Raw genomic sequence first — 24,762 nt, 5'->3', positions numbered from 1 at the left:
TCGTCTCCGTGCATGTTTAAAATGCCAACTTTGTTAAAAGGATCTTAAGCAAGTGGATACCTTGCTTTTTAGGCTCTACCTAATCGATGCCGATATTCAGACAACAGATAAAACTAAAAGTTGGCATACAAACAACAAATTTTCCAACTCGCTGTTTATGTTAATTAACCATTAACTTGTATTAACGAGATCATTAACTGTTTCGTTAGCTTATTAGCCTTTTAATTAACTCATTAAAAGCGGACCAAGCGGGCGGCCACCAACCAAATGCATGTGAATATGGTAAACCTCTTGGCCACCGTGAGAATTGCAGTTCACAATAAGACGATAGCCATCTTCTGCAATGCCTTCTTCTTTTGCTAACTTACGAGCAACAGTAAACATACGTCCCATCATTGCTTCATCTTCCGTTTCAACATCATTCGTTGTTGGAATCAGCTTGTTAGGAATAATTAGAATATGACTAGGAGCACGAGGGTTAATATCGCGAAATGCGGTTACTAAATCGTCTTGGTATAGTAGATCTGCTGGGATTTCTTTATTGATGATCTTACTAAAAATGGTTTCTTCAGCCATGTGTCTCTCCGATAAAACATTTATTTTTTAATGCTTTGAGTATGCGCTATGCCGCATCAAACCACAATAAACCTGCTTTAAAGCATAATAAAAAACACCGTTCAAATCAAAAAAAACACGCCTTATCTCTCAAGAACGGCATATTGGCTAGGACAAAGGGCTATTTTTGACGTGTGCGTCATAAAATGCGTAAGCCGAGCTCAATAGAATCCTGATAATTTTGTTAGTTTTGTTTTGACCTGGTATTAGGTCCACATTTATTTAGGGAGAAAGTCATGAAGGGATCTGTGATCAAGCGTATGTACGCTGGTTTCGCACTGATCATCATCATGTTCGCAGTCACGATAACCATCATGATGAGCAGCATGAATCAGATACATAGCAATTTTGAGAGCGTCTCAAAAGTATCATTGCCGCTGGTTGCGCTTTCAAACCAAACAAGTGTCCAATTACTTTCCGCTGACAAGTCATTTAAAGACTTCTTAACCACACAAAATTCTGAGCGTATGTCTGCAATGCGTACAGAGTTTGCTGCATCACAAAACGCTTTTTCTGAAGTTCTAGGTAGCCTAGAAACAGCAAGCCAAGACAATACCTCGCTCACTGAGCGCATCACGCAATTAAGAGCGATGGAAGAACGTTACTTCACCGAAGCAGATGAAGCGATGAACAATTATATCGCTATGTTTGAGGCGCAAGAGCAAGTACAAAAAGCATCACGTGATTTCCAACGCTTACATTCAGAATTGACCGTTGGCATGAAAGAGTACGTTGCCGACCAAAAAAGCATCTCTGTAAAAGTGATGGCAAAGAGCTACTTTATTAAACTACAAGACGCCGAGGTGATTACCTCTGATGCACTAGCAAGTTCTGATGTTGCCTTCGTACAAAAAGCCGTTAACCAAAACAAAAAGGCCGTTACCCACCTAAACTACGCGTACCGTGGCTTAGCGACACAATTGCCTGCGATAAAAAATGTTTTCGATGAATCGGTTAAAAACTTCACCAAAGACGTGGGACAAAAAGGCGGTGTTTTAGATAAGCATAATAATTATCTGAAAGCGAAAGAAGCCTTGTACATCAACATTGCTAATCTAGCCGTTGAGGTCGACCAAGCAATGGCGGTACTGGATTCTTTCAACGTCACAGCGGAAGAGCAACTCAACTCATCATTAGCAGATGCGAGCAGCATCTACGACAACGGTCTATTCAAAGCGATTGCAATTGGCATTGTTGTCACCGTATTCGCTGCAGCAATTGGTTACCACATTGCACATAGTGTAAGAGAACCACTAACGCGCATCCTCGGTACATTAGAAGGCCTGACCGAAGGAGATATGACTCAGCGTATCGATATTCGATACGACAACGAATTCAGCCGAGTAAGCCGTCACATCAATACCTTAGCCGACAACCTGCACAATATTCTGGTGAAACTGAATGACGCTTCAGATGACCTAACCAATACTGCAAGCGTAAACCAAAAAACCTCTTCTGAGACACAGGCTCAATTGAACAGCCAGCGTGAACAAACAGCAACTGTCGCAACGGCAATGACACAAATGTCTCACTCTGTACAAGAAGTAGCAAACAGTGCACAAAGCTCATTAACTATGGTTCAACAAGTAGAATCGGCTTCTGAATCAGGTCGTCAGGTCATGAACACCAACATCAGTACCATTAATCAGCTTGAGGTGCGCCTGACTGAATCCGTGGGTGCTGTAGGCGAGCTACAACAAATGAGTAGCCAGATTGGCTCTATCCTCGATGTTATTCGTGGTATTGCAGATCAAACCAACCTACTTGCACTCAACGCAGCAATCGAAGCCGCGCGCGCAGGTGAACAAGGCCGTGGATTTGCTGTAGTTGCAGATGAAGTCCGAGTACTGGCACAAAAGACAACTCAATCGACGTCTGAAATTGAGACCATGATCAGTAACCTACAATCAAGTTCTAAAACAGCAAGCAATGTGATTGAAAGCTGCATGAGCGATATGGATATGTCGGTTGAACAAGCTTCAAGTGCTAATAGTGCTATGGAAGAAATTCAGGCATTGATTCTAGAAATCAGTCGAATGAGTACGCACATTTCTCAAGCCGCGGCTGAGCAGAGTGAAACTTCGGGTGATATCGCGCGTAACATTGAAGACATCAACCAGATTGCTGATAAGAGTTATCAAGCGATGTCATCAATTGCAGAGGCAAGCCAAAACCTAACAATTCTGGCAAACCAGCAAGGCGATTTAGTTCATCAATTCAAGCTATAAGTAAACGAAGAACCAATAGATATTCACTTGAAATGTTGGGATATCTCACCCAATAGTGATAACTAATTGAACAAGGGCAACTTTTATCAAGGGTTGCCCTTGTTTTTTATGAGCTTTGTCATTATATGATTGTAAAGGCTTGCTGCTTCCCGTTTTTCTTTCACCTTTATGAGCGAGCCGCTATTAAGGAATTTATATGGCTGTTCATGTTGGCATTATCGATCAAGACCCCATTCGGTTGATCACCCCACTACTCGACAACCGAACGATCAGCACTCACATCGTGTTCATCGGTGACAAAAATCAAATCAGTATCTATCAACGCTTAGACAGCGTTTTGCAGAAGCGTGATATTACGAGTGAATTTTTCGAGATTCCAACTATCGTAAACACCTCTGCAATTAAAGAATCGATCCAAAACCTTGCTGAAGACTTAAAAGCTCGGGGACAAGAAGTGAAGCTCAACGCAAGTTGTGGCCTTCGTCACCGCCTACTGTCTGTCTACGAAGTATTTCGTACTTACCACTGGCCAATCTTTGTTGTTGAACCAAACAGTGACAAACTGTGCTGGCTTTACCCGAATGGTAAAGAAGACGCACAAGTTCAAGACCGCATCACTATCGATGACTACTTAACGGTATTCGGTGCTCGTGGTGAATTCAGCGATGTACAACTGTCTCCGCAACTTGACCAAAAACTGTATGAACTGGGTGAGCGTTGGGCAAGTAACGCATTAGAATTAGGCCCAGGCCTTGCTACATTGAACTACCTTGCAACGACCTGCCGTAAAGAACAAAGACTTGATGTGGGCTTGTCTGAGAAGCAACAAGGTTATCGCGAGCTGAACATGCTGTTGAGCGATTTGGTTGAAGCTAAGATTGCCACTTATGACAATGGTATTTTGACGTTTGCCAATGAAGACGCGCGACGCTTCTCAAACGGCGAATGGCTTGAAACATTGGTTCATAGCACCGTTAAGCAGATCCAAGATGACATGCCGACCATTCAAGATCGCTCTTTGAATGTTCAGGTTTATCGTCAGCTCGGTGAGCGCGAAGTTCGTAATGAGCTTGATGTTGCTTCTGTAGTGAACAATAAGCTGCACATCATCGAGTGTAAGACCAAAGGTATGCGAGATGATGGCGATGATACCTTGTACAAGCTGGAATCGCTCAGAGACCTGCTAGGTGGCCTACAGGCCCGTGCAATGTTGGTGAGCTTCCGCCCTCTTCGTCATAATGACATCACACGAGCAGAAGATCTTGGCCTAGCATTGATTGGCCCTGACGAATTAAAAGATCTTAAAACACATCTCGCGGCATGGTTTACCGCTGCCGGTGGTGATGAAGATTTGGAGTGCTAATTTAAGAAACTCGAACATATCGAATTCTCAAAAAACAAAAAGGCGAATGACCGCTTAAGTCACTCGCCTTTTTTGTACCCGTAACGATTATGCCAATCGTAGTAAATGACTTATATCCACTACCCCGCCCGTATTGACAAGGTCTAAACTTTACAGCATCTAGATGTTCACAAGGTTTAGAGCTCACAAGGTCTACGTTTACAAAGTCTAAAGCTCGCAAGGTAAAAAGCTCAAAGGACTTGTAAACACCCAAAAAAATGGCCACATCATTCGATGTGGCCATTTTCAAAATTTGAAGTCGTTTTAAGACTTAAAGCACTTGAAAACTAAAAGTACTGTTACGACTCAAAGCATTTTACGAGCAGCTTCTACAACCACTTTGATTGAGCGCGCTTCCGTTACTTTTAGTGTCTCGTGATCAGGTATCTCTTTTTGAGTACGGTTGATGATCACACCAGCAACACAACCTGCTTTCAAACCAGAACTTGCACACATTGTTAGTAGCGTTGCAGATTCCATTTCGAAGTTAAGAACACCCATGTCTTGCCATTCTTGCATAGAACCTTGGAAACGCTTAACCACGCGACCAGAGAACGTGTCGTAACGCTCTTGACCTGGGTAGAAAGTATCACTTGAAGCGGTTACGCCCATGTGAACTGCTGCGCCTGATTCTTCAACTGCTGCTTTCATTGCTGTAGCAACTTCGAAGTCAGCAACTGCTGGAAACTCCATAGGAGCGAAGTGTAGGCTAGCGCCGTCTAGACGAACAGAACCCGTAGAAACAATCATGTCACCCACGTTTACGTGAGGTTGGATCGCACCAGTCGTCCCAACACGTAGGAAAGTACGAACGCCAAGCTGAGCAAGCTCTTCAACTGCGATAGAAGTAGATGGGCCGCCGATACCTGTTGAACATACAACAACTGGCTTACCGTCTAGCTCTGCGCGATAAAGCGTGTATTCACGGTGACTCGCAAGAAATACGGGATTCTCCATCTCTTCTGCAATTTTTTGCACACGAGCAGGATCACCAGGAATGATCGCAAGAGTAGCACCGTTAAGATCTGCTTCAGTAACACCTAAGTGGAAAACAGCTTGAGACATAGTTCGCTCCTTTTGGCTTATTGGGCTTTTTACCCTTATTTAAGCTCATAGTAAATTCGTGGGGTACGAACACACTCTAACCAAGCTCATAATGAAATGAAGTGACGAACATCACACCAATGATCGCAACAACACTTCAGGTTTCACGAAAAACCGATTGGCATCACAAAAATAAGCAATCAGAACGGCTGCGTTGCATACTAATGAGACAAAAAGCGCCTTTAACGTATGACCGCTAAAGGCGCTTTTATGCGAGATGCTTCTTATATAAGACGCTTTTAAAATTAAGAGCGTCTATGTCTGAGAGCTGAACTTAATCCGCTTTAGACTTGAATCGAAGCAGGCGCAGTGCGTTGAGTGTCACCAGTGCTGTCGCGCCACTATCTGCAAGAACGGCAACCCAAAGCCCGGTAATACCAAGCAAACTGGTCACCAAGAACACACCTTTCAAACCGAGCGCTAGTGCTACGTTTTGACGAATGTTATTCATGGTCGCTTGCGACAATTCAATCATCGCGGGCAGCTCAGTTAAACGGTTGTGAGTCAGTGCTGAATCTGCCGTTTCAAGCGCAACATCAGTACCACCACCCATAGCAATACCGACATTCGCCGTTTTCATTGCTGGCGCATCGTTGATGCCATCACCGACCATAGCAACGTGTGACTGTTGAGATAACTCTTCAACATAAGACACCTTGTCACTTGGAAGCAGGCTCGCTTTATATTGCATACCAATTTTGCTGCTGATCGCTGCTGCGCTTCGTGGGTTGTCCCCTGTGAGCATGATAGATTGAATACCCAAGTCATTAAGTCGTTCAATCGCAAGCTTAGCGTCACTACGTAACGTATCTTGCCAAGCAATCAAACCAATCACAGTCGTAGCTTGTTCTGTTGACTCTTCTAGATCTTTAAGCTCAAGAGCAACCACAACCGTCTTGCCCTCGCCTTCCAATGCTTCTACCTGAGAAACCACATCGGGTCCAAGAGCAAACGTGACTTTAGACGGTGATAAAACCTGATACTTAACACCATCGACATCGCCTTCAACACCGCTACCAATGAGCGCTTTCTTGTTGTGTGACTCAGGGATCTCAACATTCAGCTCTTTAACTTTAGCGACAAGCGATTGCGCCAAAGGATGAGTCGAACCAACTTCAATCGCCCCAACTACACGAAGCATCGCGTCTTGTTTCCAACCTGATAGAGGTTGAATATCCGTAACCTGAGGCTTGCCTTCAGTCAGCGTACCTGTCTTATCAAAGGCAATCGTTTGAATTTTCCCTAACTGCTCTAGTGCCGCGCCGCCTTTAATTAATGCGCCACGTTTCGCCGCTGCTGCTAAACCAGAAGTAATTGCAGCAGGTGTTGAGATAACCAACGCACACGGACAAGCAATCAACAATAGAGCTAGACCTCGGTAAACCCAGGTTTCCCAAGGCTGCGCGAACAGCAATGGTGGGGTGATGATGACCAACAGAGCCACCAACATCATTAGTGGTGTGTACCAGCGGCTAAACTTATCGAGGAAACGTTCAAGCGGTGCTTTACGAGATTCTGCTTCTTCAATCAAGTGAAGAATACGGTCGATCGCATTCTCACCCTGTTTTGACGTGATGGTGATACGAACGACTTTATCGACCACCACAGCACCAGCCATGATGCTGTTGCCTGCTATATGTTCGACAGGAACAGACTCACCCGTTAGCGCACTTTCATCAAAGCTCGCAGCGTCGGTAATAAGTTGACCATCAGCAGGTAAACGAGAACCCGCTGCCACTTCAATCACGTCACCAGGAGCAAGTTCACTTACTGCAACGTCAACACGGTCGCCGTTGATAATCTTGGTGGCATTTTCTGGCACCAATGCCATTAAGGCTTGAACACCACTTCTTGCTCTTGATGAAGCAAATGCCTCTAGACGCTCACCAATCAAAAACAGTAACAGAACCATCGCAGCTTCAGCGGTTTCGCCAAGGTATAAAGCACCGAGCGCGGCAACACTCATTAAGGTTTCGATTGCAAACGGCGTACCTGAACGTGCCAACTGAACTGCTTTCTTGGCCACTGGATACAAACCAAGCAAACAGGTTACGGTAAACAAACCTTCACTTAGTTGAGGATAAATACTTTTCAACAGTGCTGCGAAGAGCATTGCGGCTGCAATCGCTATAATTTCTAAATTAGGTTGGATATGAGCTTGCCAAAAAGTCTCGGGGTGCTGTTTTTCTTTTTTAGAACCAACTTCCGAAAGAGGGAAGCCCGTTTTGATAGAGACCTGTTCAATGGTGTCGGCAAGACTTTCATTGTCGAATTTCACAACTAGCTTTTCGGTGGCAAAGAGAACTTTGGCTTGAATAACACCTTCAATGTTACTAACGGCTTTCTCTATTTTTTTAGCACAAGCTGGGCAGTCCATTCCTGAGACCAACCAACTTTTAGAAAATTGGGCATTTAAAGTTTGAGTAGAGGACTGACTGTCTTCTTCTCCACTGTCTGAACCACAACAATCATCTCCTGACGATGAAGACGCAGTAGCAGAAGAGCTGCAACATGAAGATGAAGTACCTGCTGCGGTAATGCTTGAAATTTTAGGGCTAGAGCAACTTGCTCCAGTCGCTTGTGGTTGAACGTCCACTTTTGTTGAGCGGCACGCTGCGTGTTTTGCGCACATAATGTATCTCCTTAATACTCAAAAGCCTTGAGGTTATTGCTCACTCATGAGCAACAGAACCTTAAGTACAACAAAAGTATAAACCTTGGAGACTACTCCAAGGTCAAGAACAAATTGTCCAAGACCAAGAAGAAATTTACAAACCAACTAATCTATATTGGAGTGTCGCTGTTATTGCGACTTGAGCTCTTTACACTCTTCTCTGTTCGACGATACATCATCAATAAGAACGGCATCATGTGAACAGAATGGTTGTGTATTCAAGCTGACTATCGACACATCGTCTTCTACAGGATCAACTTGGGAACCTTGCATAAGCTCGGCAATATGATAGCGAAGCACTAGGGTACCGAGTATTCCGAACAAAACATTGCCCAAGGCTTGCCCATACAGCACACCCAATGCGCCATACCATTGCGAGCCTAAGTAAACGAACGGCAATGTACCGAGAGTGGCTTTACCCAGATTCAGTGCTGTCGAGTAAAGCGGTTTACCTAGATTATTAAAAGACGTGTTGGCAACAAACAGTGCGCCGTTGAAGGTGAAGGTCAACGCTACATAGGTACAGAATGCGGCAACAATAATTGCTGCATCACCTTGTAGGCTAAAGCCTTGGATCACATAGTCTTGGACAAAGTATAAGAGAATACAAACGGCGATGGTGTACGCCGTAGTAACCAACAATGAGTTGTTGAGTGTTTCTTTTACTCTGTCCATTCGTTCTGCACCAAAGTTTTGCCCAATGATAGGGCCCACAGCGCCAGACAAAGCAAAGATAACCGCAAAACAAACCGGCGTCAGACGACCTATCACAGCAAAGCCCGCGACAAAATCCTCTCCGTATTGTGCAATCCCCGTCGTTACAATCGCATTACCGATAGGCGTTGCGGTATTGGTGATAATAGCAGGCAGCGCAATAGCCAATATTGGTCGAATATTAATGCGCCATTGTACAAGAGAAGGGGGAGCCACCAGCTGGTGACTGCGAATCAAAGGGTAAAGCGAGAAAAAGAGCACCGAAAAACGAGCAAAGACAGAAGCGATAGCCGCCCCTTCGATGTTCCAACCAAAACCAAAAATAAACAAAGGGTCGAGAATCGCGTTAACAATGCCGCCCGACAAGGTCGCCCACATCGAACGTTTGGCATCCCCCGCGGCTCTCAAGCCTGCACCCGCAGCCATCGCTAGCGCTAGAAATGGCCCGCTTGGCAATAAGATCTGCAGGTAAGCTTGCGCCCGCTCTGCGGCCACCCCCTTTGCACCAATCGCAGCAAGCAGCTCTGGGATATAGGCGAACATCACCGCAGTAATCGTCAAACTGATGACAAAAGCGGTCAGCATAATACTCGTGGCGAGGTTTCGAGCGTGTTCTTGATTCTTTGAACCAATAGCTTTGGAAACCAACGCACCCATAGCAATAGAAGTACCGATCGAAACGGAGGTAGAGAAAAATGTCAGTGTGCCTGCAAAACCAACAGCCGCGGCCAATTCGACTTGTCCCAACATACTGATGAACAACATATCGAGTAAATCGACCACGAATAACGCCATCAAACCAACAGAGCCAGCCCCCGACATCACCAATATGTGGCGCATCGTTGAACCTTCTACAAACTTCGCAGTTTGATTTGACATGAAACCTCCAAAAGTTGGAACACCACAAAATAAAGCTCTATAAGCTAGTCAGCCACAAACTAGGGGATCGACAAAAATGATCCACCAAGAAAAGCTCTACAAAGAAAAAAGGCGCTAGTGCGCCTTTTCAATTGAGGGTATTGAGAAAAATAATCGTTCTTAACACACCACTATACATGATGTTTAAAACTATACCTGATGTTTAAAGCATTCATCTAAGTTCTTGCCGATTGCTCTCAAAACATCGGTTCGAGTGATCATTCCCACTAGCTTTTTGTTATCGAGTACTGGATAAGCTTTGGGTTTTCCAACTTGCATCATATCTGCCAATTCAATAATGGATAATTCTGGTGATACCGAGAGAACTTCTTGGTACATACAATCACCTACAATATGCGTGTCTTGGCAGAAATAGCTCACCTTCACTAACTTCTCGAGTAAATCTTGTTCAGAAAGGAAACCAATCACTTGTTCATTATCATCAATGACTGGACCACCCATATGATGGCTGCGCATTACTCTGTCTAACGCGAGACTTAACGGCATATCAGGAGTGAATGTCACAACCTGCGGCGTCATGTAATCTTTCACTTTAATAGAATGCATTGCGTTCTCCCTAAAATACGTTTTGTTATCGATTTTTCTATCGTGTTACCTTAATTGTTGTCTAAAATCTTGATTTTACTAAATGGATTTCAACAATTTTATTGATAGGCAAAACCTACCAAAGCAAAAAACGAGGTAACAAAAGGCTTGCACGCATGCCTATGAAGCAAAAATTTAAACACCGCTTACAAACTCTTACCTTTGATTCCTCCCATAAGCTAGCCTGAATACATAAATACTGTAACCTTCATCACACTAATAATAAAAAGCTCAACTTAGGTAATTTATGCAACACGACAACAACATGTACGCGTATGTTTATGCAGACAACGAAGGTACAGAGAACACACTTATCGCTACTGTCGACAACCAAGAAAAGCCCCTAATCTCAAGCTGTTTTAATGAGATAAAGCGCATGTCTAACTTAGCTATTGATCTTGCAGCAGAACACAACTTGAAAGTGAAACTGGTTAAATACGGAAGAGAACAAGAGATCGACTTCGGCCTATTCCTAAAATAGCGCACTCATAACGCATGTCTTGTTCGGCAAGCTTAAGCAGCATGGTCAACAGCACAGAACACCGTTGAATAACATGTTATGAGTAGGCAATCACCTTGACAATGATTGCCTACTTAATTCAACAGCGAATACCGACCACGGTAAATATACGAAAAAGGCCAGCATTCGCTGACCTTCTCATTCACGATTTCAATCGCTATACGTTATTTGCTAGCTCTTAACGACTGGCTAGTAGCTACTAACGAGTGCAATAGGCTTCCCACAAACGCGCTGCCTTTGAGTAAGCTTCAGCCTTATCGTGCGTTTCTGCGAATAAAATTGCCGTCATACTATCCACAACACTATTCGCCATCAGCTCCATCTCATCTTCCGGTGTACCCAGTACACATTCAGAAGGTAGAGGCAGCTCAGCATTCATCGTGCCTTCCCAGTAGAAAGATTCCACCTTTTCAGGAGAACTCATCCAGACAGTTTGGCTTACCTTGGGGTTGTATTCTGATTCGCCATTCATGCCTTTAAATGAAATCACCGAGTGGGATTTATTGCCAATCACATGCTCAACTTCTGCATGAAGCTGTGGGAATCCAGGGTGAAAGCTGCCACGCAAGCCTAAACGTCCACCACCAGGGTTCAATGCACGAACAACGGTATTAATCGGAGTTCTCAGTCCATAACGATGTTTCCAACCAATCATAGTTTGAGCTTGTGGGGCGAAGTTCGCCAAAGGCAAGTAAGCAATACCATCGGCTTCTAGAATCTGCTTTGCGTCTTGCGGATCTTGCGCGCTGCGAACGCCGACACATTCTAAATGCGTTTCGGCATGCGTACGACCACTGGGTTTGTCCATGTAGCCATGCATTAATACTTTATAGCCGTTGTCAGCTAGAATTTTTGCTGCCAACAGGTTCCAAGGCTTTCCACTGGCGTTATCGTTACGCTTACCTGCATAACACGGCCAATCGATATCAGCACCTAAGTCTGGCACTCGAGATTGAAACGCTTTTACAAAGCCTGCGATTTCTTCATTGGTTTCATTCTGCACACGAATCAACATCAGTAGCATAGCCATTTGGTCGTCACCGACCTCTCCGCTTAAATACTCATCCATGATGCGGTAGGCTTGTTCGAACGACAAAGGCTTACGACCTCTTTCCCCTCGTCCAACTGTACGAATACACTCTAAAATACTACTCATTGATTGTTTATTCTCTTCCGTTGATATCAATAAAATTCGAATACGTTTTCGATTCTATGACACCCGCAGTTCATTGCAAAGCGATTCAGGTGCTAGCGTGCTAATTACCAATACACTGATTGGTATTCTAAAAGTAAACTTACTGGTGTAAAATTAGAGTATGCAATGCTAACCGCGACATATTGAGTAATATCCAGATGACGGTAAAAAAAACACTAAGCCAAAGAAAACGCGAATCTATCGTGGCCGCTGCCATCGCAGAGTTTACCGAGCATGGCTATAAAGCCACCAGCATGGATAAAATATCGAGCCGCGCGGAAGTATCAAAGCGCACGGTTTACAATCACTTTGCGAGTAAAGAACTGCTACTGGATGAGATTTTAGACAGCATTTGGAGCAAAACACTCGCAGCGACTCAGTTCCCCTATCAAGCCGAACAACCGCTAGATGAACAACTTACCTCTATAGCCAACCAAGAACTTGAGCTTCTCGAGTCTGAAGGTTTCATCGACTTATCTCGCGTACTGTTCTCTGAATATTTTCATAACGCAGAACTCGCGCATCAAGCGATGGAAAAATATTCTCAAGCAGAAAGCGGCCTGACGACTTGGATCAAAGCGGCATTGGCTGATGGGCGTTTGGTTGAACTCGACCCATTGTTTGCATCCACTCAGTTTATCGCCCTGCTGAAATCTTTTGCATTTTGGCCACAGATCATTGGTCATGCGCCCTCTCCTGATAAGCAGCACAAGCAAATAATCATTAATTCCAGCGTCGAGATGTTCCTTAAACAGTACCAAGCGTAATAAAAGTTGAGCTCTGCTAAGTTTTGTTGGGTTTAATTAGAGATGCGTAAACGAGTGATGTATCATGCGCTCGTTCTACGCTTTCCTGTTTAGCGGTTGCAGAATGTGATTCATACCAACCTTAATTCGGACACAAAGACCAATATTCCATGCCAAAGTTGATAAGCAAAATTTGGGTACATGCTTTTATGCTATTCGCTATGTTAGTGGCCACCGTCAGTGTGGACAGTATCGCGAACGCCAATGCTATGCAGGTAACTCAAAATCTATCAACCTTATCGCTAAACACCGATTCCTCATTCGACACCAGTGACTCATTCCCATATTCCAGCGCGCAACCCAATGTAGAACACCACTGCTGTGGCTCTGTATGCTTGCTTAAAATGCCACCGTTGATTGTGTCAGAGTCTTTTGATACCCAAATTGGTTCATTGGCTTTGATCGAGAAAGAGCCTTCACACAAGGCAATCATGTCGCCACAAGCTCCTTATCGCCCTCCTATTTCTTAATTGTTTGTCCCTGTTTGGCAACGCTTGCCAACGTATTACTAATACAGCTCTATCGCTGTAAACAATGACATCCAAATTTAGGAAATAACACATGAAAAAGCTATTTAGCCTATTCGCAGCTCTGATCATGAGCGCCTCAATTAATGCCGCTCAGTTTGAAGAAGGTACTCACTACAAGATCCTCGACGTAGCGAAAGCAGATAAGCCAGTCGTTACCGAATTCTTCTCGTTTTACTGCCCTCATTGCTACAAATTTGAAGGCGTCATTGAGTTCCTTAAACAAGATCTACCAGAATCAGCAAGCTTTCAAAAAGTGCACGTAGCGTTTATGGGCAACGACATGGCTGTGCCTATGGCAAAAGCTTACGCGACCATGATTGCACTCGACGCTGAAGACAATATGGTTCCAGCAATGTTCGCCAAAATTCACGAGAAGCAACAGACTCCAAGAAACGAAGCGGAACTGCGCCAGATCTTCATTGATAACGGTATCGATGCGAAGAAGTTTGATGCGGCCTACAACGGTTTCGCAGTTAACTCAATGCAGAAGCGTTTTGATAAGCAGTTTGATGCGAGCACATTAACTGGCGTTCCAGGCGTATTAGTTAACAACAAATACATCGTAAAACCGGATCAAATCAAGAGCTACGAAGAGTACAACCAACTGGTGAATTACCTTCTAACGCTTTAATCAAAAGCAATAATCTTTAAAACCTCCAAAGCCAGCGACCTGTTCGCTGGCTTTCTTGTCTATACGAATGAAGTGAACGCGCGATGGCACGCTCGAAGATCATTCAGATCGCCCTTGAATACACGTCAGAATCACTGTTCACTGGCATCCGTCGTTATTTCTCATATACTGCACCCTATTACGTCATCCACTACTCTGTAGTACTCAAAATATTAGTACTCGAACATTGGGCACCTTTATGATTATTCTGACCACTAACTTTGGCGACATCGAAATTGAACTTAACCTTGAGAAAGCGCCAGTAAGTTCAAAAAACTTCCTTAAATACTGCCAAGAAGGCTTCTATGAAGGCACCACATTTCACCGTGTGATTGAGGGTTTCATGATTCAAGGTGGTGGACACACTATCGACATGACAGAGAAGCCAACACACGCACCTATTGTCAATGAAGCAAATCGTGGACTAAAGAACGTGATTGGCTCAGTGGCAATGGCTCGTACAGACGCACCACACTCAGCAACGGCGCAGTTCTTTATCAACCTTGACGACAATGATTTCCTTGACCATACCGCGACCAGCAACGCAGGTTGGGGTTACGCAGTGTTTGGCAAAGTATCGGCAGGCATGGACGTGGTCAACAAGATTGCGCTTGCACCAACCACTACTCGCTGGGGACACGAAGATGTACCTTGCGAAGATATTGTGATTACCAAGGTCACGATTCGCGATTAATTCAAAATTAGCAGTCAATTCGCTTTTTTATCAAATAACGAAGCAATGTTGGTGCTAATTGCATCGGTATTAGTTACGATGACAATAGTTGTAATGTCATCATAAGAATTAGGTACTGACGAATGTCACAAGAATTTGATAGACAAAATAGCTTTGGTTGGATGATCAACGTGATCGCCAATAAAGCGAGCAAAGATTTCGACACAGAATTGAAAGAACATGGCTTAACCATTGCGCTCTGGCCAACCTTGATGTGCCTATGGGAAGAGGAAGGTATTACTCAGCGTGATATCGCGGCAAAGTCCAAAGTCGAGAATTCGACAACGACACGAACATTAGACAAGTTAGAAAAGCTTGAACTGGTTGAACGCAGAGCCGATCCAAACAGTCGTCGTTCTTTCAGAATCTACTTAACGGAAAAAGGGAAAGCACTCGAAGAACAGTTGATTCCAATCCCTACTCGTTTAAACAAAGAACTGATGAATGAGTTGGACGCTGAAGAACAACAACAGATGATCAAGCTACTTCAAAAGATGGTCGCAGCAATCTGATCTTACTGTGACCGGAGCTTACTGCTAGTACATGCTTAATGAGCTATAAACATGCGCTAACGAGCACTCGGCCTTGCGCCGAGTGTTTTATTTTCGTCTCGACCATTTGATATAACAAAATAACGAACCAATAATTACCGCTCCGCCTAGTAGCTTTTGCATCTCAACCGTTTCACCCAACACGCTGACACTCAATAACAATGTCCACACTGGCTCAAGAATCATGATCAATGCCGCCACTTCCATGTTCACGGAGTGCTGACCGACAGTTTGCAATAAGTAACGGATCGATGTCGCGACAACCGCTGAGACGATAAACCAGAATATTAAGGTTTGAGTTATTTCAAACTCTGGTTGAGCAGTCATCGAAGCAAACGCTAACCCACTAACACCCACCACAAAAAGCTGAACGCAGATTGAAGCTATAGGTTTGACATTAGTAATCACTCGCTTATTCATCACAAAGTGAACCGAAAGCAACATCGATGCTAATAGGAAATAGATCTGACTCTGCTCAACGTGCCAGCCGTTAGTTAGGGTCAGTAGCAACATACCGATAATCGCAATTGGAAATGACATCCAAAAGGCGCGATTAGGCTTAACTCGAAATATAATCCAAGAGACAAACGGCGCGATGATCATGGCTAAGCTCATGATAAACGCTCCTTCCGACAAACTTTCCGTCATCGATACCGCAAATACCCATACTTGCAATGAAGCAGACAGCAACAAGCCAACGCCGCAAAGAGAAAGTACCTGCTTAAGCGAAAGCTTACGAATGTGATGAATACAAAATGGCAAAAGAATCAAACTCGCGACGAAGAATCGCACACCAATGAACACTGGCCCAGGCATTTCTAACACCACCAGCTTAGATGCAATCCATCCAATCCCAGCTAACAGGGTAGCAAATAGGAGATAAAGCTCTCCGCGCATCGCTTTCATCATCTTACTTGGTCCAATAACAAAAAAAGCAACCCGACTCTGCAAGGTTGCTTTTTATAAACATTCAACAGGATCGAGATATTATCTCAATACTCTGCTTCAGGCAGCTATTTTTAGCCTGCGTATTTTGGGTAATCCGTTAAACCTTTTTCAGCACCACCAAACAATGTGTTTGGATCGTGCGCTGCTAGTGGGTAACCATTTTGAATACGAGCGGGTAGATCCGGGTTTGCGACGAATGGACGACCGAAACCAACCATATCAGTTACGCCTTCAGCAACCGCTTTTTCACCGCGCTCGCTGTCGTATTTACCTGCGTAAATAAGCACGCCATTGTAAGCTTTACGAACCGCTGCTTTAAACGCTTTTGGCGTTTCAGGTGCGTCGTCCCAATCGACTTCTGCAACGTGCAGATAAACAATGTTGTATAGGTTAAGTAGCACCGCCGCCGCTGTGTAAGTCTCTACTGGCGTAGCGTCAACCGTACCATTCAACGATGTGAACGGAGCAAGGCGAACACCTACACGGTCAGCACCAATCGCTTCGACCATAGCTTCAACCACTTCACCTAGGAAACGTAAACGGTTTTCAATTGAGCCACCGTATTCGTCAGTGCGGTTGTTTGCTTCAGAGTCGATGAATTGGTTAATCAAGTAACCATTCGCGGCGTGAAGTTCGATACCATCAAAGCCCGCTTCAATCGCGTTCAAAGCCGCTTGGCGGTATTGACCAACCACGTTTTTGATGTCTTCTTTCGTCATCTCACGAGGTTCAACCACATCCACAAAACCCGGCTCATCAGTGCCATTATCGATGAATACTTTTACGTTTTCTGCTTTAAGTGCAGAAGACGAAATTGGTTGTTCACCACCAATGTTGTCTGGGTGTGTTACACGGCCTACATGCCAAAGTTGAGCGAAGATAACGCCCTCTTTTTCATGTACTGCATCGGTGACTTTTTTCCAACCCGCAATCTGCTCATCAGAGTAGATACCCGGAGTCCAAGCGTAACCTTGACCCATAGGTGAAATTTGTGTGCCTTCAGCGATAATCAAACCTGCAGAAGCGCGTTGAGCGTAGTAAGACGCCATCATATCGTTTGCTGAATTGCCAGGTTGCGTTGCGCGAGAACGCGTCATCGGTGGCATAACAATACGGTTTTTAAGTTCGATACTACCAAGTTGAATTGGTTGAAATAGTGCGTTTGTCATTGTTATATCCTCGATTAACCTAGTTGAATCAGTTCGATTTGGTAGCCATCTGGGTCTGTGATAAATGCGATGTGCGTTGAGCCACCTTTTACTGGCCCCGCTTCACGAGTGACGTTGCCACCCAGTGATTTGATCTTGTCGCATGCGGCGTAAATATCTTCCACACCCAATGCCAAATGACCAAACGCGCTGCCCATCTCGTACTCGTTAGTATCCCAGTTGTACGTTAGCTCGATAGTCGTGCCGCCTTGTTCGTAGCCAACAAAAACCAATGTGTAGCGGTAGTCGTTGTTTTCGTGGCGTTCAAGCTCTTTCATGCCTAATACTTTGGTGTAGAACTCGATAGACTTGTCTAAATCAGCAACTCGGATCATTGTGTGTAGGAATTTCATATTTCACCCTTATTGGCACCACAAGCATTGCGCCGTTATGATTTTGAGTGGAGGTTATCCACTAATCTCTGAGTGAAATAATACGATTCAGCGAGGAATTAATGAAATTATCAAAAATTCTCAATGTGATAATTTTTTGTTATGAACCTTATGACTAGCACGAACTCAATGACACAAAAAAGGGAAGCCAATGCTTCCCTTCGAGTTAGACTCTCAATTAAAACCGCAAACGCCTATCTTTAAGCGTCTTCGACATCGCATCTGATGTACTGATGACTTGTTCTCGGAACCATTTATGAGCAGGGTCATTATTCTGCTTCTTTAACCAAATCAAATAGTGAGATATAGGCTGATATTCAAAAGGTGGCTTAAACAACTGTAAACCTAGCCTTTCTTGAAACTGCACAGCCATAGATAAAGGCACTACGGTGATGTAATCCGATTGGCTACATAGCAAGATATTACTGAACAGTGATCGGCCGTGAAACACGATTTTACGCTTAGATAAATCCAATGATGTGTAGTGATTTAAACTGCGAACTTTCCGCCGTGTTCTATCTAATACGGCATGCTTTTCATTCATGAATTGCGCTTCGCTGATTTCACCTTGGATTCTCGGGTGATCCTCTCTACACACAATAACAAACTCGCCTTCATATAGAGTTTCACTAACAATGCTTGGGTGTTCAGGTACCACAATATCGATCATTGCATCGAACTCTTGAGTCAAAAGGTCTTCGTAAATACGCTCATCACTGTCTGGTTGGTCAAAGACTTCTAGCGATAGATTTTGATTAGGAAGCGCAGCAAAACTATTGAGTAAAATCCACTGTAAGTGCTCAGGTGCAGAAATCACAAACTTACGTTCAGAGGATTGTTCATCAAAATTAGCCATCGACTGAAATACATCATTCAATTCATGAATCGGCGTTTTGATTTGTTCATACAAACTTTGAGCATAAGAAGTAGGCGTAACACCTCGTCCTTTACGAACAAAAAGCTCTTGGCCTATCTCTTTTTTCAGTCGTGCCAATGCGGTACTAATGGTCGATTGATTGGTGCTGAGTTGATCCGCAGCTTTACTCAAACTGCCCTGCTCCATCACCGCAGAAAACACAGCAAGTAGGTTGAAATTGGGGATTTCGTTGCTCATATATCATTACTCGTTAGGCGACCATAAACACCATGCTATCGTAAAAACGATTAAATATCGTCAATAAAAACATTTATTAAAGGTATAACGCATCGATTATTTTGCTAATAAATAGCATATTAACCAGACTTTACTCACACTCATCAACCCTCAATAAATCTTCATATAGTGAGACAATAAAGCCATCCCTTCTCCGTAAGCCCTTTAATAATGGGGCGTACTTCATGCAACGCGCTTTGAAATCACAACATTGTCTCAAATTACATGACACTGAGTTTCCGTTCGGTACATATACATTCCTTTTGTGAATACTACAATGGCACCAAAATAATGACCCTCGGTATCAATATGAAAAACACTAAAATAATTTCCCTACTCTTAAGCGGTGCGGCTATCGCTTACTCTGGTTCTGCGCTGGCTGAAAAGGAACAACTCTCAGTTCAGGAAGCCGCAAAAAAATCGGCTAACCCGGTATCTGACGTATGGATGCTAATCACTCAGAATGATTACACCTTTCTTGAGAAAGAAGATGGCCACCATGAAATGCAAAACCGTTTCAGCTTTCAACCAGTAATGCCTGTTCCTATCATGGATGGCGAATGGAACTTGGTGAACCGTCTGGTAGCCAACCACTACAGTTCACCAGGTGACCGTGAAGACGGTGATTTCTTTGAAGGTCGTACAAATGGCATGGGAGACACCGTCTTTCTATCAATGGCAGCGCCTAACCGTGATGACGGCTGGATTTGGGGTGTTGGTCCAACGGTGATCATGCCAACTGGTACTGATGGTTTAACCCAAGATAAATGGCAAGTAGGCCCTGCGGCAATGGTCGCTCGCCTTGGTAAAGAAACCGGTAACCCAGCAAGTATTGAAAGCTGGAACGTTGGTTTCTTAGCTCAGCAATGGTGGGATGTAGGCGGTAGCGACAGCGTTACTGAATCAACCAATCAAGCGGACATCCAGTACTTCTTAAACTATCGTGTCAGCAACACCGCGTTAATTGGTATGACGCCTAATATTCAAATTGATTGGACAAAAGATGGTTCCGACCAATTTACTGTACCTGTCGGGTTAGGCTATATCGATATGTTTAAGATTGGACCGATGCCTGTTCGTTGGGGTGTAGAACTTCAATATTACGTAATGAAACCAGACGCAAATGTTAATACGACCAATCCAGCTGAGTATGTGCCATATGCACCAGATTGGAACCTAAAATTCTTTATTGCTCCTGTTACATTAAACCCGTTCAAATAATCGATTAAAATCCTCCCTAGAGCTGGTCTAATTTATTCAATATTTTAGGCCAGCCTTTTTAGTACTTTTCATCGACTTCTATGATCCAAACCAAGTTAATGAACAATGTTTTCTATCTGTATATGAGCCTTTTCAAATAAATCACTTTACCGATTTAGAGTTATAACTACTAATCGTAATTACGATATTATCAAATCGTAATTCTGGGTAGATACTGGTCAAAACTCTTTCTATTATCCTGCTAACAAATCAATCACCAGCCCAAATAGAAAACTGACAAATGTTTTACTTTGGTATGTCAATTGTCATGGAAGAGCCCCTCGATTGTCGAGGTAATACACGTAATAAAAACAGTCGCTAGAAAGCCGCGCGAATATTAATTCGAACGCTTCATAGCCATTTCATTTACGTCTGCTGACAAATAATAAAGATTGATTTGTAGAGAAGCATATTCGCTTCTTGATACCGAGAATCGGTTGTCTGGACTGTGCAATATCACTTTAAATATCATCTATTACTTTTGTTTATTATGGGCACTAATCTACCCACATAATAGACATCTACTTTCTAAGATGTCATTAAAGGTGACTTCTAGGCTGCAAATTCTCTCTTCTTATTGATGTAGGTTGAGATATGAACTTTATAAAAATCATTTTCCAGAAAATCTGGGCCGTTGTGATGGTCTTGATTAAATTCTGCCTGTTTATGGCGGTAATGTTTGCTGGTGCATGGGCTCTTGCACCGTTAGGCACTATCCATTCTAAAGACATCGACATGTCTCAATTCAACAATCATCCCAATGAAATGATGATGAACTTCTTCCAGATGGAGTACTTCTCTGGTTACTTGTTCTCGGTGACCATTGCTGTGGTATTAGCCGGTGTTTACGGCATGTGGCAGTTGCATGAACTGGGTGTGCATAAAGCAAAAGAACACAAAAGCGCTCACGTACAGATCGTGTTTGCACTGTCACTTTGCGGGCTCTTCATCAGCAAAACATTCTGGGTTATCGCCTTGGTTATCGCGCTAGCGAACTGGAAACATATTGGTCAATCACTGAGTGATGTCATTCGCCGTGGTGTGCAGCCTAAACAAGACGCGACCAATTCAGAGGCAGCCGCAGTCCACGTATCACCTGAAAAATCGGCAACAGAGCCGTCTCAAACACAACAGTCTCCAGTAGAACCGTCTTCAGAAGCTCAGCCTTCAAAAGAACAGGCTTCAGAAGAAAAGACTCCAACAAAACCATCCCCTACAGAAAAAGAGGTCGCATAATGAAAGAGATGATGATTCCATACATCCTAATTGTATGGTCACTGTTTGCGACAGGCGCACTGAAGAAGAACTTCAAAAACTACACGTGGGCTGCCATTGGCGGCGTAACGATTCTTGCGGTATTGGCGGTTATTTCTCGCTTGTGGGCGCCGGTTGATTTAACGAACTCAACCACAGTAAAAGCACCACACGCGGTAATGTCGCCTGTATTTGGCCAACAAATTGATGAAATCCATGTTGACCACAACCAACGAGTAAAAGAAAACGATGTACTTTACACACTCGTCGACATTAACTCTGCAGCTGACAAAGCAAAGATCGAATCTGCCATTGTTAAGAAGGAAGAACAGATCAAGCAGATGACACGAGATCTTGAGCGTGCTGAAACATCACCGCAAATCTTTAATGCGCGTGATGTTGAGAAATACGATTCTGACCTACGTGTAATGAACGCTGAACTTAATTCATTGGTTGCCGATCTTCAAAAAGTGAACTGGGCGCAAGAGAAAAAGACGATTCGTGCTGAGTTTGATGGACAAGTCGCGATTGTCAACATTGCCGAAGGTTCAGTCATGGGCAACATGCACCTTTACAACACCAACAAGAAATTTTTAGAAATGCGAGTTTCTGATCAAACTTACGGATATGTTCAAAAAGGCGATTTCGCAGAGTTTTTCGTTGATGCATACCCAGGTCACGTGTTCAGAGCAAAAGTACACAGCTTCACAACCGGTACTGGCGAAGCGGCTATTTCTCCATTTCAAGGCCCACAGAGTGTTGGTCAACACGTTGTAAGAAATAGTAACGGATTAGGCCGTACCATCGTTCTTGAGATCATCGAACCAGAAGGTTTCGATATCCCAATTGGTGCGGCTGGTGCGGCTTGGATTTCTGCTGAGAAACCGCATCCGTTCTGGGGCTTCATTGATGTTATCGGTGCAGCAACAGTTCGCCTGCAATCTTACAAGTCTTACTTAGGAGCTTGGTAAGCACTTAGATAATCGAAAATATTACTTTTAGTTCTTTAAGAAATGCCCTAGTTTTCAGGGCATTTTTGTATCTATCACAAACCAATCTTCCTAATTTAACCTTCGATACAAATCGAAAAATCAATATAAATAACAACCCAATCATCGTAAAAGCGATATGTCGAAATACTATTAGCGTGTAGATAGCGACCTCTATCCTCTCTATTATTTGAGTCAAGAAATCCAATTCCTGTATCCAAATATAAGGTCACTATCATGACTAATACATTCAAAAAAATGGCTCTTCCTGTTGCTATCGCAAGCGCACTATTTGCTTCTGGCTTTGCATCAGCAACACCTATTGTTGAAGCAACATCAACGGTAGGCCAAGAGCTTCAAACCGCAAATGCAGCTCAATACCAAAACATCGATCTTGATGCACGCTACAAAAGCGAGGTTCTATTCGAACACAAGTCAAACATGTTCTGGGGTAAAGGCGAACGTATCCAGGTTGTTTCTAAAACGGGCGATTCTCTAGCTTACACTGCAGAATCTGACCACGTTCATCCAATCCTAACCAAGCATGGTCGTAAAATGGACCAAGCTATCATCCAAGTAGATGACAATATTTACCTTGGTTACGGCTTCGGTCTAGACACACCAGTCATGATTGAAGGTACTGACGGCATCATCATTGTTGATCCAGGCGAGTCAGTAGAAATGGCTCAATCGGTTAAAGAGCAGTTCCGTCAAATCACAGACAAACCGGTTAAAGCAATCATCTACTCTCACAACCACATCGACCACATCTCTGGCGTGCGTGCATGGGTTACTGACGAAGAAGTAGCATCAGGTGAAGTAAAAATCATCGCTGAAGAAGGCCTAACAGCTGCAGTGGCTAACTGGTCTTCAAACCTAGGTACTCTATTTGGTCACCGCACTTCTTACACAGGTGCTAAGCACGTAGAAGAAGGTGAGCACGGTACAGTAAATGACGGCCTTGGCCCACGCTTCATGCAAGGTGCTATTTCGTTCATCGAACCAAACCTGCTTGTACCAAGCCAAAGCCACATCGAAATCGAAATCGCTGGCGTGAAAATGCACATTGAGAACGTGCCATCTGAAACGAAAGATGAGTTAGTGGTTTACTTCCCAGATCAGAAAATCCTGCACGCTGCGGAAGTACTTCAAGGAGAGAACTTCCCTAATCTTCACACTATTCGTGGTACTAAATTCCGTGACCCATCAATGTTGTTCAAGGGCATCGACGTAATGCGTAAGTTCGACACTGAGATCATGATTAACTCTCACGGTCGTCCAGTTGAAGGTAAAGAAGCGGTAGCTGACGTACTAACGGCTTACCGTGATGCGATTCAATACACGCATGACCAAACTATCCGTTACATGAACAAAGGTATGACGCCGGACGAGCTAGTTGAAGTCGTTAAACTTCCTAAGCACCTTGCTGAGCACCCTTGGTTAGGAGAGCACTACGGTACCGTTGCACATGCTGTTCGTCAGATCTACGTTGGTTACAACGGTTTCTTCGAAGCAGACCCATGGCAATTAGAGCCAATGGCTTACGAGCAACGTGCTAAAGCGTTCGTAGAGATCATGGGCGGCCGTGAGAACATCCTTACGACTGCACAAGCAGCAATTAAGGCTGAAAACTACACATTTGCAGCAGAAATTCTTTCTTACCCAATCACGGTAAACAAGCAAGATATGGAAGCTCGCGAGATGAAAGCACAAGCTTACAAAGCATGGGCTGCAGACCAAGTGAACATCAACTGGCGTAACTGGGCGCTTAACGCGGCGGCTGAACTAGAGAACAAACGTGACTTCTCTAACATGATCAGCTTCGCTTCTGTTGACGTGCTTACTGCGCTACCAAGTAAGCAGATCTTCGACATGATGACTTCAACGCTTATCGCAGAAAACTCGTTAGACGTGAACATGATGCTAACGTACAACTTCTCTGATACGAACGAAGCATTCACTATCGAAATCCGTAACGGTATTGCTCAGTTACACGAAGAAGCAGTAAAAGGCGCAGACGTTCAAATCGACACCACTCGTGCAGTACTGAACCAAATCTTGATTGCGGGTCCAAACGCTCAACAAGTGATTGGTAGCAACCTACAGTCTGGTGCATTCAAGTTCTCGAACGGCGACATCAAAGGCTTCGGTCAATTCATGAGCTACTTCGATAAGCCAATGACTCCAGAAGAGATCATGCTAATCGTTCGTTAATTAGATATACACCAAGCAAAGGCATGCTAAGGATGGCCAGCCGATAACTTAGGGACCTATTGTGGTCCCTTTATCGTT

Annotated in this window: 22 protein-coding genes and 1 pseudogene; 13 read left to right on the top strand and 10 right to left on the bottom strand. The window is 43.9% G+C overall.

The window, feature by feature from the left end:
* Positions 1–225: 225 nt before the first annotated feature.
* Complete coding sequence (gene hinT / locus AB6E08_RS10485; RefSeq protein ID WP_012604413.1) at positions 226–576, bottom strand: purine nucleoside phosphoramidase; 351 nt, start codon at positions 574–576, stop codon at positions 226–228.
* 275 nt (positions 577–851) lie between these two features.
* Here hinT and AB6E08_RS10480 point away from each other — a divergent pair, with 275 nt between their 5' ends.
* Together AB6E08_RS10480 and AB6E08_RS10475 are read left to right on the top strand one after the other, a co-directional pair.
* The gene (locus tag AB6E08_RS10480) at positions 852–2,843 is read left to right on the top strand and encodes a methyl-accepting chemotaxis protein (protein WP_017096887.1); all 1,992 of its coding nucleotides are present in this window, start codon (positions 852–854) and stop codon (positions 2,841–2,843) included.
* 196 nt (positions 2,844–3,039) lie between these two features.
* Positions 3,040–4,206 carry a DUF1887 family protein gene (locus tag AB6E08_RS10475; RefSeq protein ID WP_009847162.1) on the top strand — a complete coding sequence of 389 codons (1,167 nt, stop codon included), beginning with the start codon at positions 3,040–3,042 and terminating at the stop codon, positions 4,204–4,206.
* Between the two features lie 345 nt (positions 4,207–4,551).
* Here AB6E08_RS10475 and udp read toward each other — a convergent pair whose 3' ends face one another.
* The 4 genes from udp to AB6E08_RS10455 form a co-directional block, all read right to left on the bottom strand.
* The gene (gene udp / locus AB6E08_RS10470) at positions 4,552–5,310 is read right to left on the bottom strand and encodes a uridine phosphorylase (protein ID WP_009847163.1); all 759 of its coding nucleotides are present in this window, start codon (positions 5,308–5,310) and stop codon (positions 4,552–4,554) included.
* 313 nt (positions 5,311–5,623) lie between these two features.
* Entirely contained in the window at positions 5,624–7,981 is a 2,358-nt protein-coding gene (locus AB6E08_RS10465; RefSeq protein WP_371707353.1) for a zinc/cadmium/mercury/lead-transporting ATPase, read from the bottom strand.
* Positions 7,982–8,152: 171 nt separating this feature from the next.
* Positions 8,153–9,616 (bottom strand): MATE family efflux transporter, encoded by a 1,464-nt coding sequence (locus AB6E08_RS10460; protein ID WP_017101605.1) that lies wholly within the window; start codon positions 9,614–9,616, stop codon positions 8,153–8,155.
* A gap of 189 nt (positions 9,617–9,805) precedes the next feature.
* The gene (locus AB6E08_RS10455; RefSeq protein ID WP_009847166.1) at positions 9,806–10,222 is read right to left on the bottom strand and encodes a CBS domain-containing protein; all 417 of its coding nucleotides are present in this window, start codon (positions 10,220–10,222) and stop codon (positions 9,806–9,808) included.
* Positions 10,223–10,508: 286 nt separating this feature from the next.
* On the opposite strand from AB6E08_RS10455, the gene AB6E08_RS10450 reads away from it, so the two are divergent.
* Entirely contained in the window at positions 10,509–10,742 is a 234-nt protein-coding gene (locus AB6E08_RS10450; protein WP_012604416.1) for a hypothetical protein, read from the top strand.
* A 238-nt stretch (positions 10,743–10,980) separates the two neighbouring features.
* On the opposite strand, the gene AB6E08_RS10445 is transcribed toward AB6E08_RS10450, so the two are convergent.
* Complete coding sequence (locus AB6E08_RS10445) at positions 10,981–11,967, bottom strand: glycosyl transferase family protein (protein ID WP_017096890.1); 987 nt, start codon at positions 11,965–11,967, stop codon at positions 10,981–10,983.
* Positions 11,968–12,134: 167 nt separating this feature from the next.
* Here AB6E08_RS10445 and AB6E08_RS10440 point away from each other — a divergent pair, with 167 nt between their 5' ends.
* From AB6E08_RS10440 to AB6E08_RS10415, 6 genes and pseudogenes are all read left to right on the top strand, one after another.
* Positions 12,135–12,743, top strand: a complete 609-nt coding sequence (locus AB6E08_RS10440; RefSeq protein ID WP_009847169.1) for a TetR/AcrR family transcriptional regulator — start codon at positions 12,135–12,137, stop codon at positions 12,741–12,743.
* 149 nt (positions 12,744–12,892) lie between these two features.
* Positions 12,893–13,252 carry a hypothetical protein gene (locus AB6E08_RS10435; RefSeq protein WP_012604418.1) on the top strand — a complete coding sequence of 120 codons (360 nt, stop codon included), beginning with the start codon at positions 12,893–12,895 and terminating at the stop codon, positions 13,250–13,252.
* Between the two features lie 91 nt (positions 13,253–13,343).
* Complete coding sequence (locus tag AB6E08_RS10430) at positions 13,344–13,943, top strand: thiol:disulfide interchange protein DsbA/DsbL (RefSeq protein WP_009847171.1); 600 nt, start codon at positions 13,344–13,346, stop codon at positions 13,941–13,943.
* A gap of 238 nt (positions 13,944–14,181) precedes the next feature.
* A complete protein-coding gene (locus AB6E08_RS10425; RefSeq protein WP_012604419.1) occupies positions 14,182–14,676 on the top strand; it encodes a peptidylprolyl isomerase in 495 nt (164 codons plus the stop codon).
* Positions 14,677–14,781 (top strand): annotated as a pseudogene (locus AB6E08_RS10420) (hydrogenase); the annotation flags it as partial. It lies immediately after the preceding gene.
* A gap of 17 nt (positions 14,782–14,798) precedes the next feature.
* Positions 14,799–15,227 (top strand): MarR family winged helix-turn-helix transcriptional regulator, encoded by a 429-nt coding sequence (locus tag AB6E08_RS10415; protein ID WP_017101603.1) that lies wholly within the window; start codon positions 14,799–14,801, stop codon positions 15,225–15,227.
* Positions 15,228–15,314: 87 nt separating this feature from the next.
* On the opposite strand, the gene AB6E08_RS10410 is transcribed toward AB6E08_RS10415, so the two are convergent.
* The 4 genes from AB6E08_RS10410 to AB6E08_RS10395 all read right to left on the bottom strand — a co-directional run bounded on the left by AB6E08_RS10410 (position 15,315) and on the right by AB6E08_RS10395 (position 18,928).
* Positions 15,315–16,175 (bottom strand): DMT family transporter, encoded by an 861-nt coding sequence (locus tag AB6E08_RS10410; protein WP_372066059.1) that lies wholly within the window; start codon positions 16,173–16,175, stop codon positions 15,315–15,317.
* Between the two features lie 110 nt (positions 16,176–16,285).
* Entirely contained in the window at positions 16,286–17,383 is a 1,098-nt protein-coding gene (locus tag AB6E08_RS10405) for an alkene reductase (RefSeq protein WP_269336044.1), read from the bottom strand.
* A gap of 14 nt (positions 17,384–17,397) precedes the next feature.
* Positions 17,398–17,775: a lactoylglutathione lyase gene (gloA, locus tag AB6E08_RS10400; protein WP_012604423.1), complete on the bottom strand. Its 378-nt coding sequence runs from the start codon at positions 17,773–17,775 to the stop codon at positions 17,398–17,400.
* Between the two features lie 217 nt (positions 17,776–17,992).
* Complete coding sequence (locus AB6E08_RS10395; protein WP_065679599.1) at positions 17,993–18,928, bottom strand: LysR family transcriptional regulator; 936 nt, start codon at positions 18,926–18,928, stop codon at positions 17,993–17,995.
* A gap of 330 nt (positions 18,929–19,258) precedes the next feature.
* On the opposite strand from AB6E08_RS10395, the gene AB6E08_RS10390 reads away from it, so the two are divergent.
* The 4 genes from AB6E08_RS10390 to AB6E08_RS10375 all read left to right on the top strand — a co-directional run bounded on the left by AB6E08_RS10390 (position 19,259) and on the right by AB6E08_RS10375 (position 24,684).
* The gene (locus AB6E08_RS10390) at positions 19,259–20,188 is read left to right on the top strand and encodes a hypothetical protein (RefSeq protein WP_017096898.1); all 930 of its coding nucleotides are present in this window, start codon (positions 19,259–19,261) and stop codon (positions 20,186–20,188) included.
* A gap of 633 nt (positions 20,189–20,821) precedes the next feature.
* Complete coding sequence (locus tag AB6E08_RS10385) at positions 20,822–21,463, top strand: hypothetical protein (RefSeq protein WP_017096899.1); 642 nt, start codon at positions 20,822–20,824, stop codon at positions 21,461–21,463.
* Positions 21,463–22,452: an efflux RND transporter periplasmic adaptor subunit gene (locus AB6E08_RS10380; protein ID WP_017096900.1), complete on the top strand. Its 990-nt coding sequence runs from the start codon at positions 21,463–21,465 to the stop codon at positions 22,450–22,452. Before AB6E08_RS10385 ends, AB6E08_RS10380 begins: the two co-directional genes overlap by 1 nt.
* Positions 22,453–22,707: 255 nt before the next feature.
* Entirely contained in the window at positions 22,708–24,684 is a 1,977-nt protein-coding gene (locus AB6E08_RS10375; RefSeq protein ID WP_372066053.1) for an alkyl sulfatase dimerization domain-containing protein, read from the top strand.
* Positions 24,685–24,762: the final 78 nt, after the last annotated feature.

This window comes from Vibrio sp. 10N.247.310.24, assembly GCF_041467175.1.
GTDB lineage: Bacteria > Pseudomonadota > Gammaproteobacteria > Enterobacterales > Vibrionaceae > Vibrio > Vibrio tasmaniensis_A.
Note: the sequence above shows the minus strand (reverse complement) of the source record. Positions and strands in the feature narration are given on the sequence as shown.

Bases quoted from the DNA above. Each gene is read 5' to 3' on its own strand.
- AB6E08_RS10465 (WP_371707353.1), bottom strand. From the start codon at position 7,981: ATGTGCGCAAAACACGCAGCGTGCCGCTCAACAAAAGTGGACGTTCAA.
- AB6E08_RS10410 (WP_372066059.1), bottom strand. From the start codon at position 16,175: ATGATGAAAGCGATGCGCGGAGAGCTTTATCTCCTATTTGCTACCCTG.
- AB6E08_RS10475 (WP_009847162.1), top strand. From the start codon at position 3,040: ATGGCTGTTCATGTTGGCATTATCGATCAAGACCCCATTCGGTTGATC.
- AB6E08_RS10405 (WP_269336044.1), bottom strand. From the start codon at position 17,383: ATGACAAACGCACTATTTCAACCAATTCAACTTGGTAGTATCGAACTT.
- AB6E08_RS10440 (WP_009847169.1), top strand. From the start codon at position 12,135: ATGACGGTAAAAAAAACACTAAGCCAAAGAAAACGCGAATCTATCGTG.
- AB6E08_RS10430 (WP_009847171.1), top strand. From the start codon at position 13,344: ATGAAAAAGCTATTTAGCCTATTCGCAGCTCTGATCATGAGCGCCTCA.
- AB6E08_RS10390 (WP_017096898.1), top strand. From the start codon at position 19,259: ATGACCCTCGGTATCAATATGAAAAACACTAAAATAATTTCCCTACTC.
- AB6E08_RS10385 (WP_017096899.1), top strand. From the start codon at position 20,822: ATGAACTTTATAAAAATCATTTTCCAGAAAATCTGGGCCGTTGTGATG.
- AB6E08_RS10480 (WP_017096887.1), top strand. From the start codon at position 852: ATGAAGGGATCTGTGATCAAGCGTATGTACGCTGGTTTCGCACTGATC.
- udp (WP_009847163.1), bottom strand. From the start codon at position 5,310: ATGTCTCAAGCTGTTTTCCACTTAGGTGTTACTGAAGCAGATCTTAAC.
- AB6E08_RS10415 (WP_017101603.1), top strand. From the start codon at position 14,799: ATGTCACAAGAATTTGATAGACAAAATAGCTTTGGTTGGATGATCAAC.
- AB6E08_RS10380 (WP_017096900.1), top strand. From the start codon at position 21,463: ATGAAAGAGATGATGATTCCATACATCCTAATTGTATGGTCACTGTTT.
- AB6E08_RS10450 (WP_012604416.1), top strand. From the start codon at position 10,509: ATGCAACACGACAACAACATGTACGCGTATGTTTATGCAGACAACGAA.
- gloA (WP_012604423.1), bottom strand. From the start codon at position 17,775: ATGAAATTCCTACACACAATGATCCGAGTTGCTGATTTAGACAAGTCT.
- AB6E08_RS10425 (WP_012604419.1), top strand. From the start codon at position 14,182: ATGATTATTCTGACCACTAACTTTGGCGACATCGAAATTGAACTTAAC.
- hinT (WP_012604413.1), bottom strand. From the start codon at position 576: ATGGCTGAAGAAACCATTTTTAGTAAGATCATCAATAAAGAAATCCCA.
- AB6E08_RS10460 (WP_017101605.1), bottom strand. From the start codon at position 9,616: ATGTCAAATCAAACTGCGAAGTTTGTAGAAGGTTCAACGATGCGCCAC.
- AB6E08_RS10375 (WP_372066053.1), top strand. From the start codon at position 22,708: ATGACTAATACATTCAAAAAAATGGCTCTTCCTGTTGCTATCGCAAGC.
- AB6E08_RS10455 (WP_009847166.1), bottom strand. From the start codon at position 10,222: ATGCATTCTATTAAAGTGAAAGATTACATGACGCCGCAGGTTGTGACA.
- AB6E08_RS10395 (WP_065679599.1), bottom strand. From the start codon at position 18,928: ATGAGCAACGAAATCCCCAATTTCAACCTACTTGCTGTGTTTTCTGCG.
- AB6E08_RS10435 (WP_012604418.1), top strand. From the start codon at position 12,893: ATGCCAAAGTTGATAAGCAAAATTTGGGTACATGCTTTTATGCTATTC.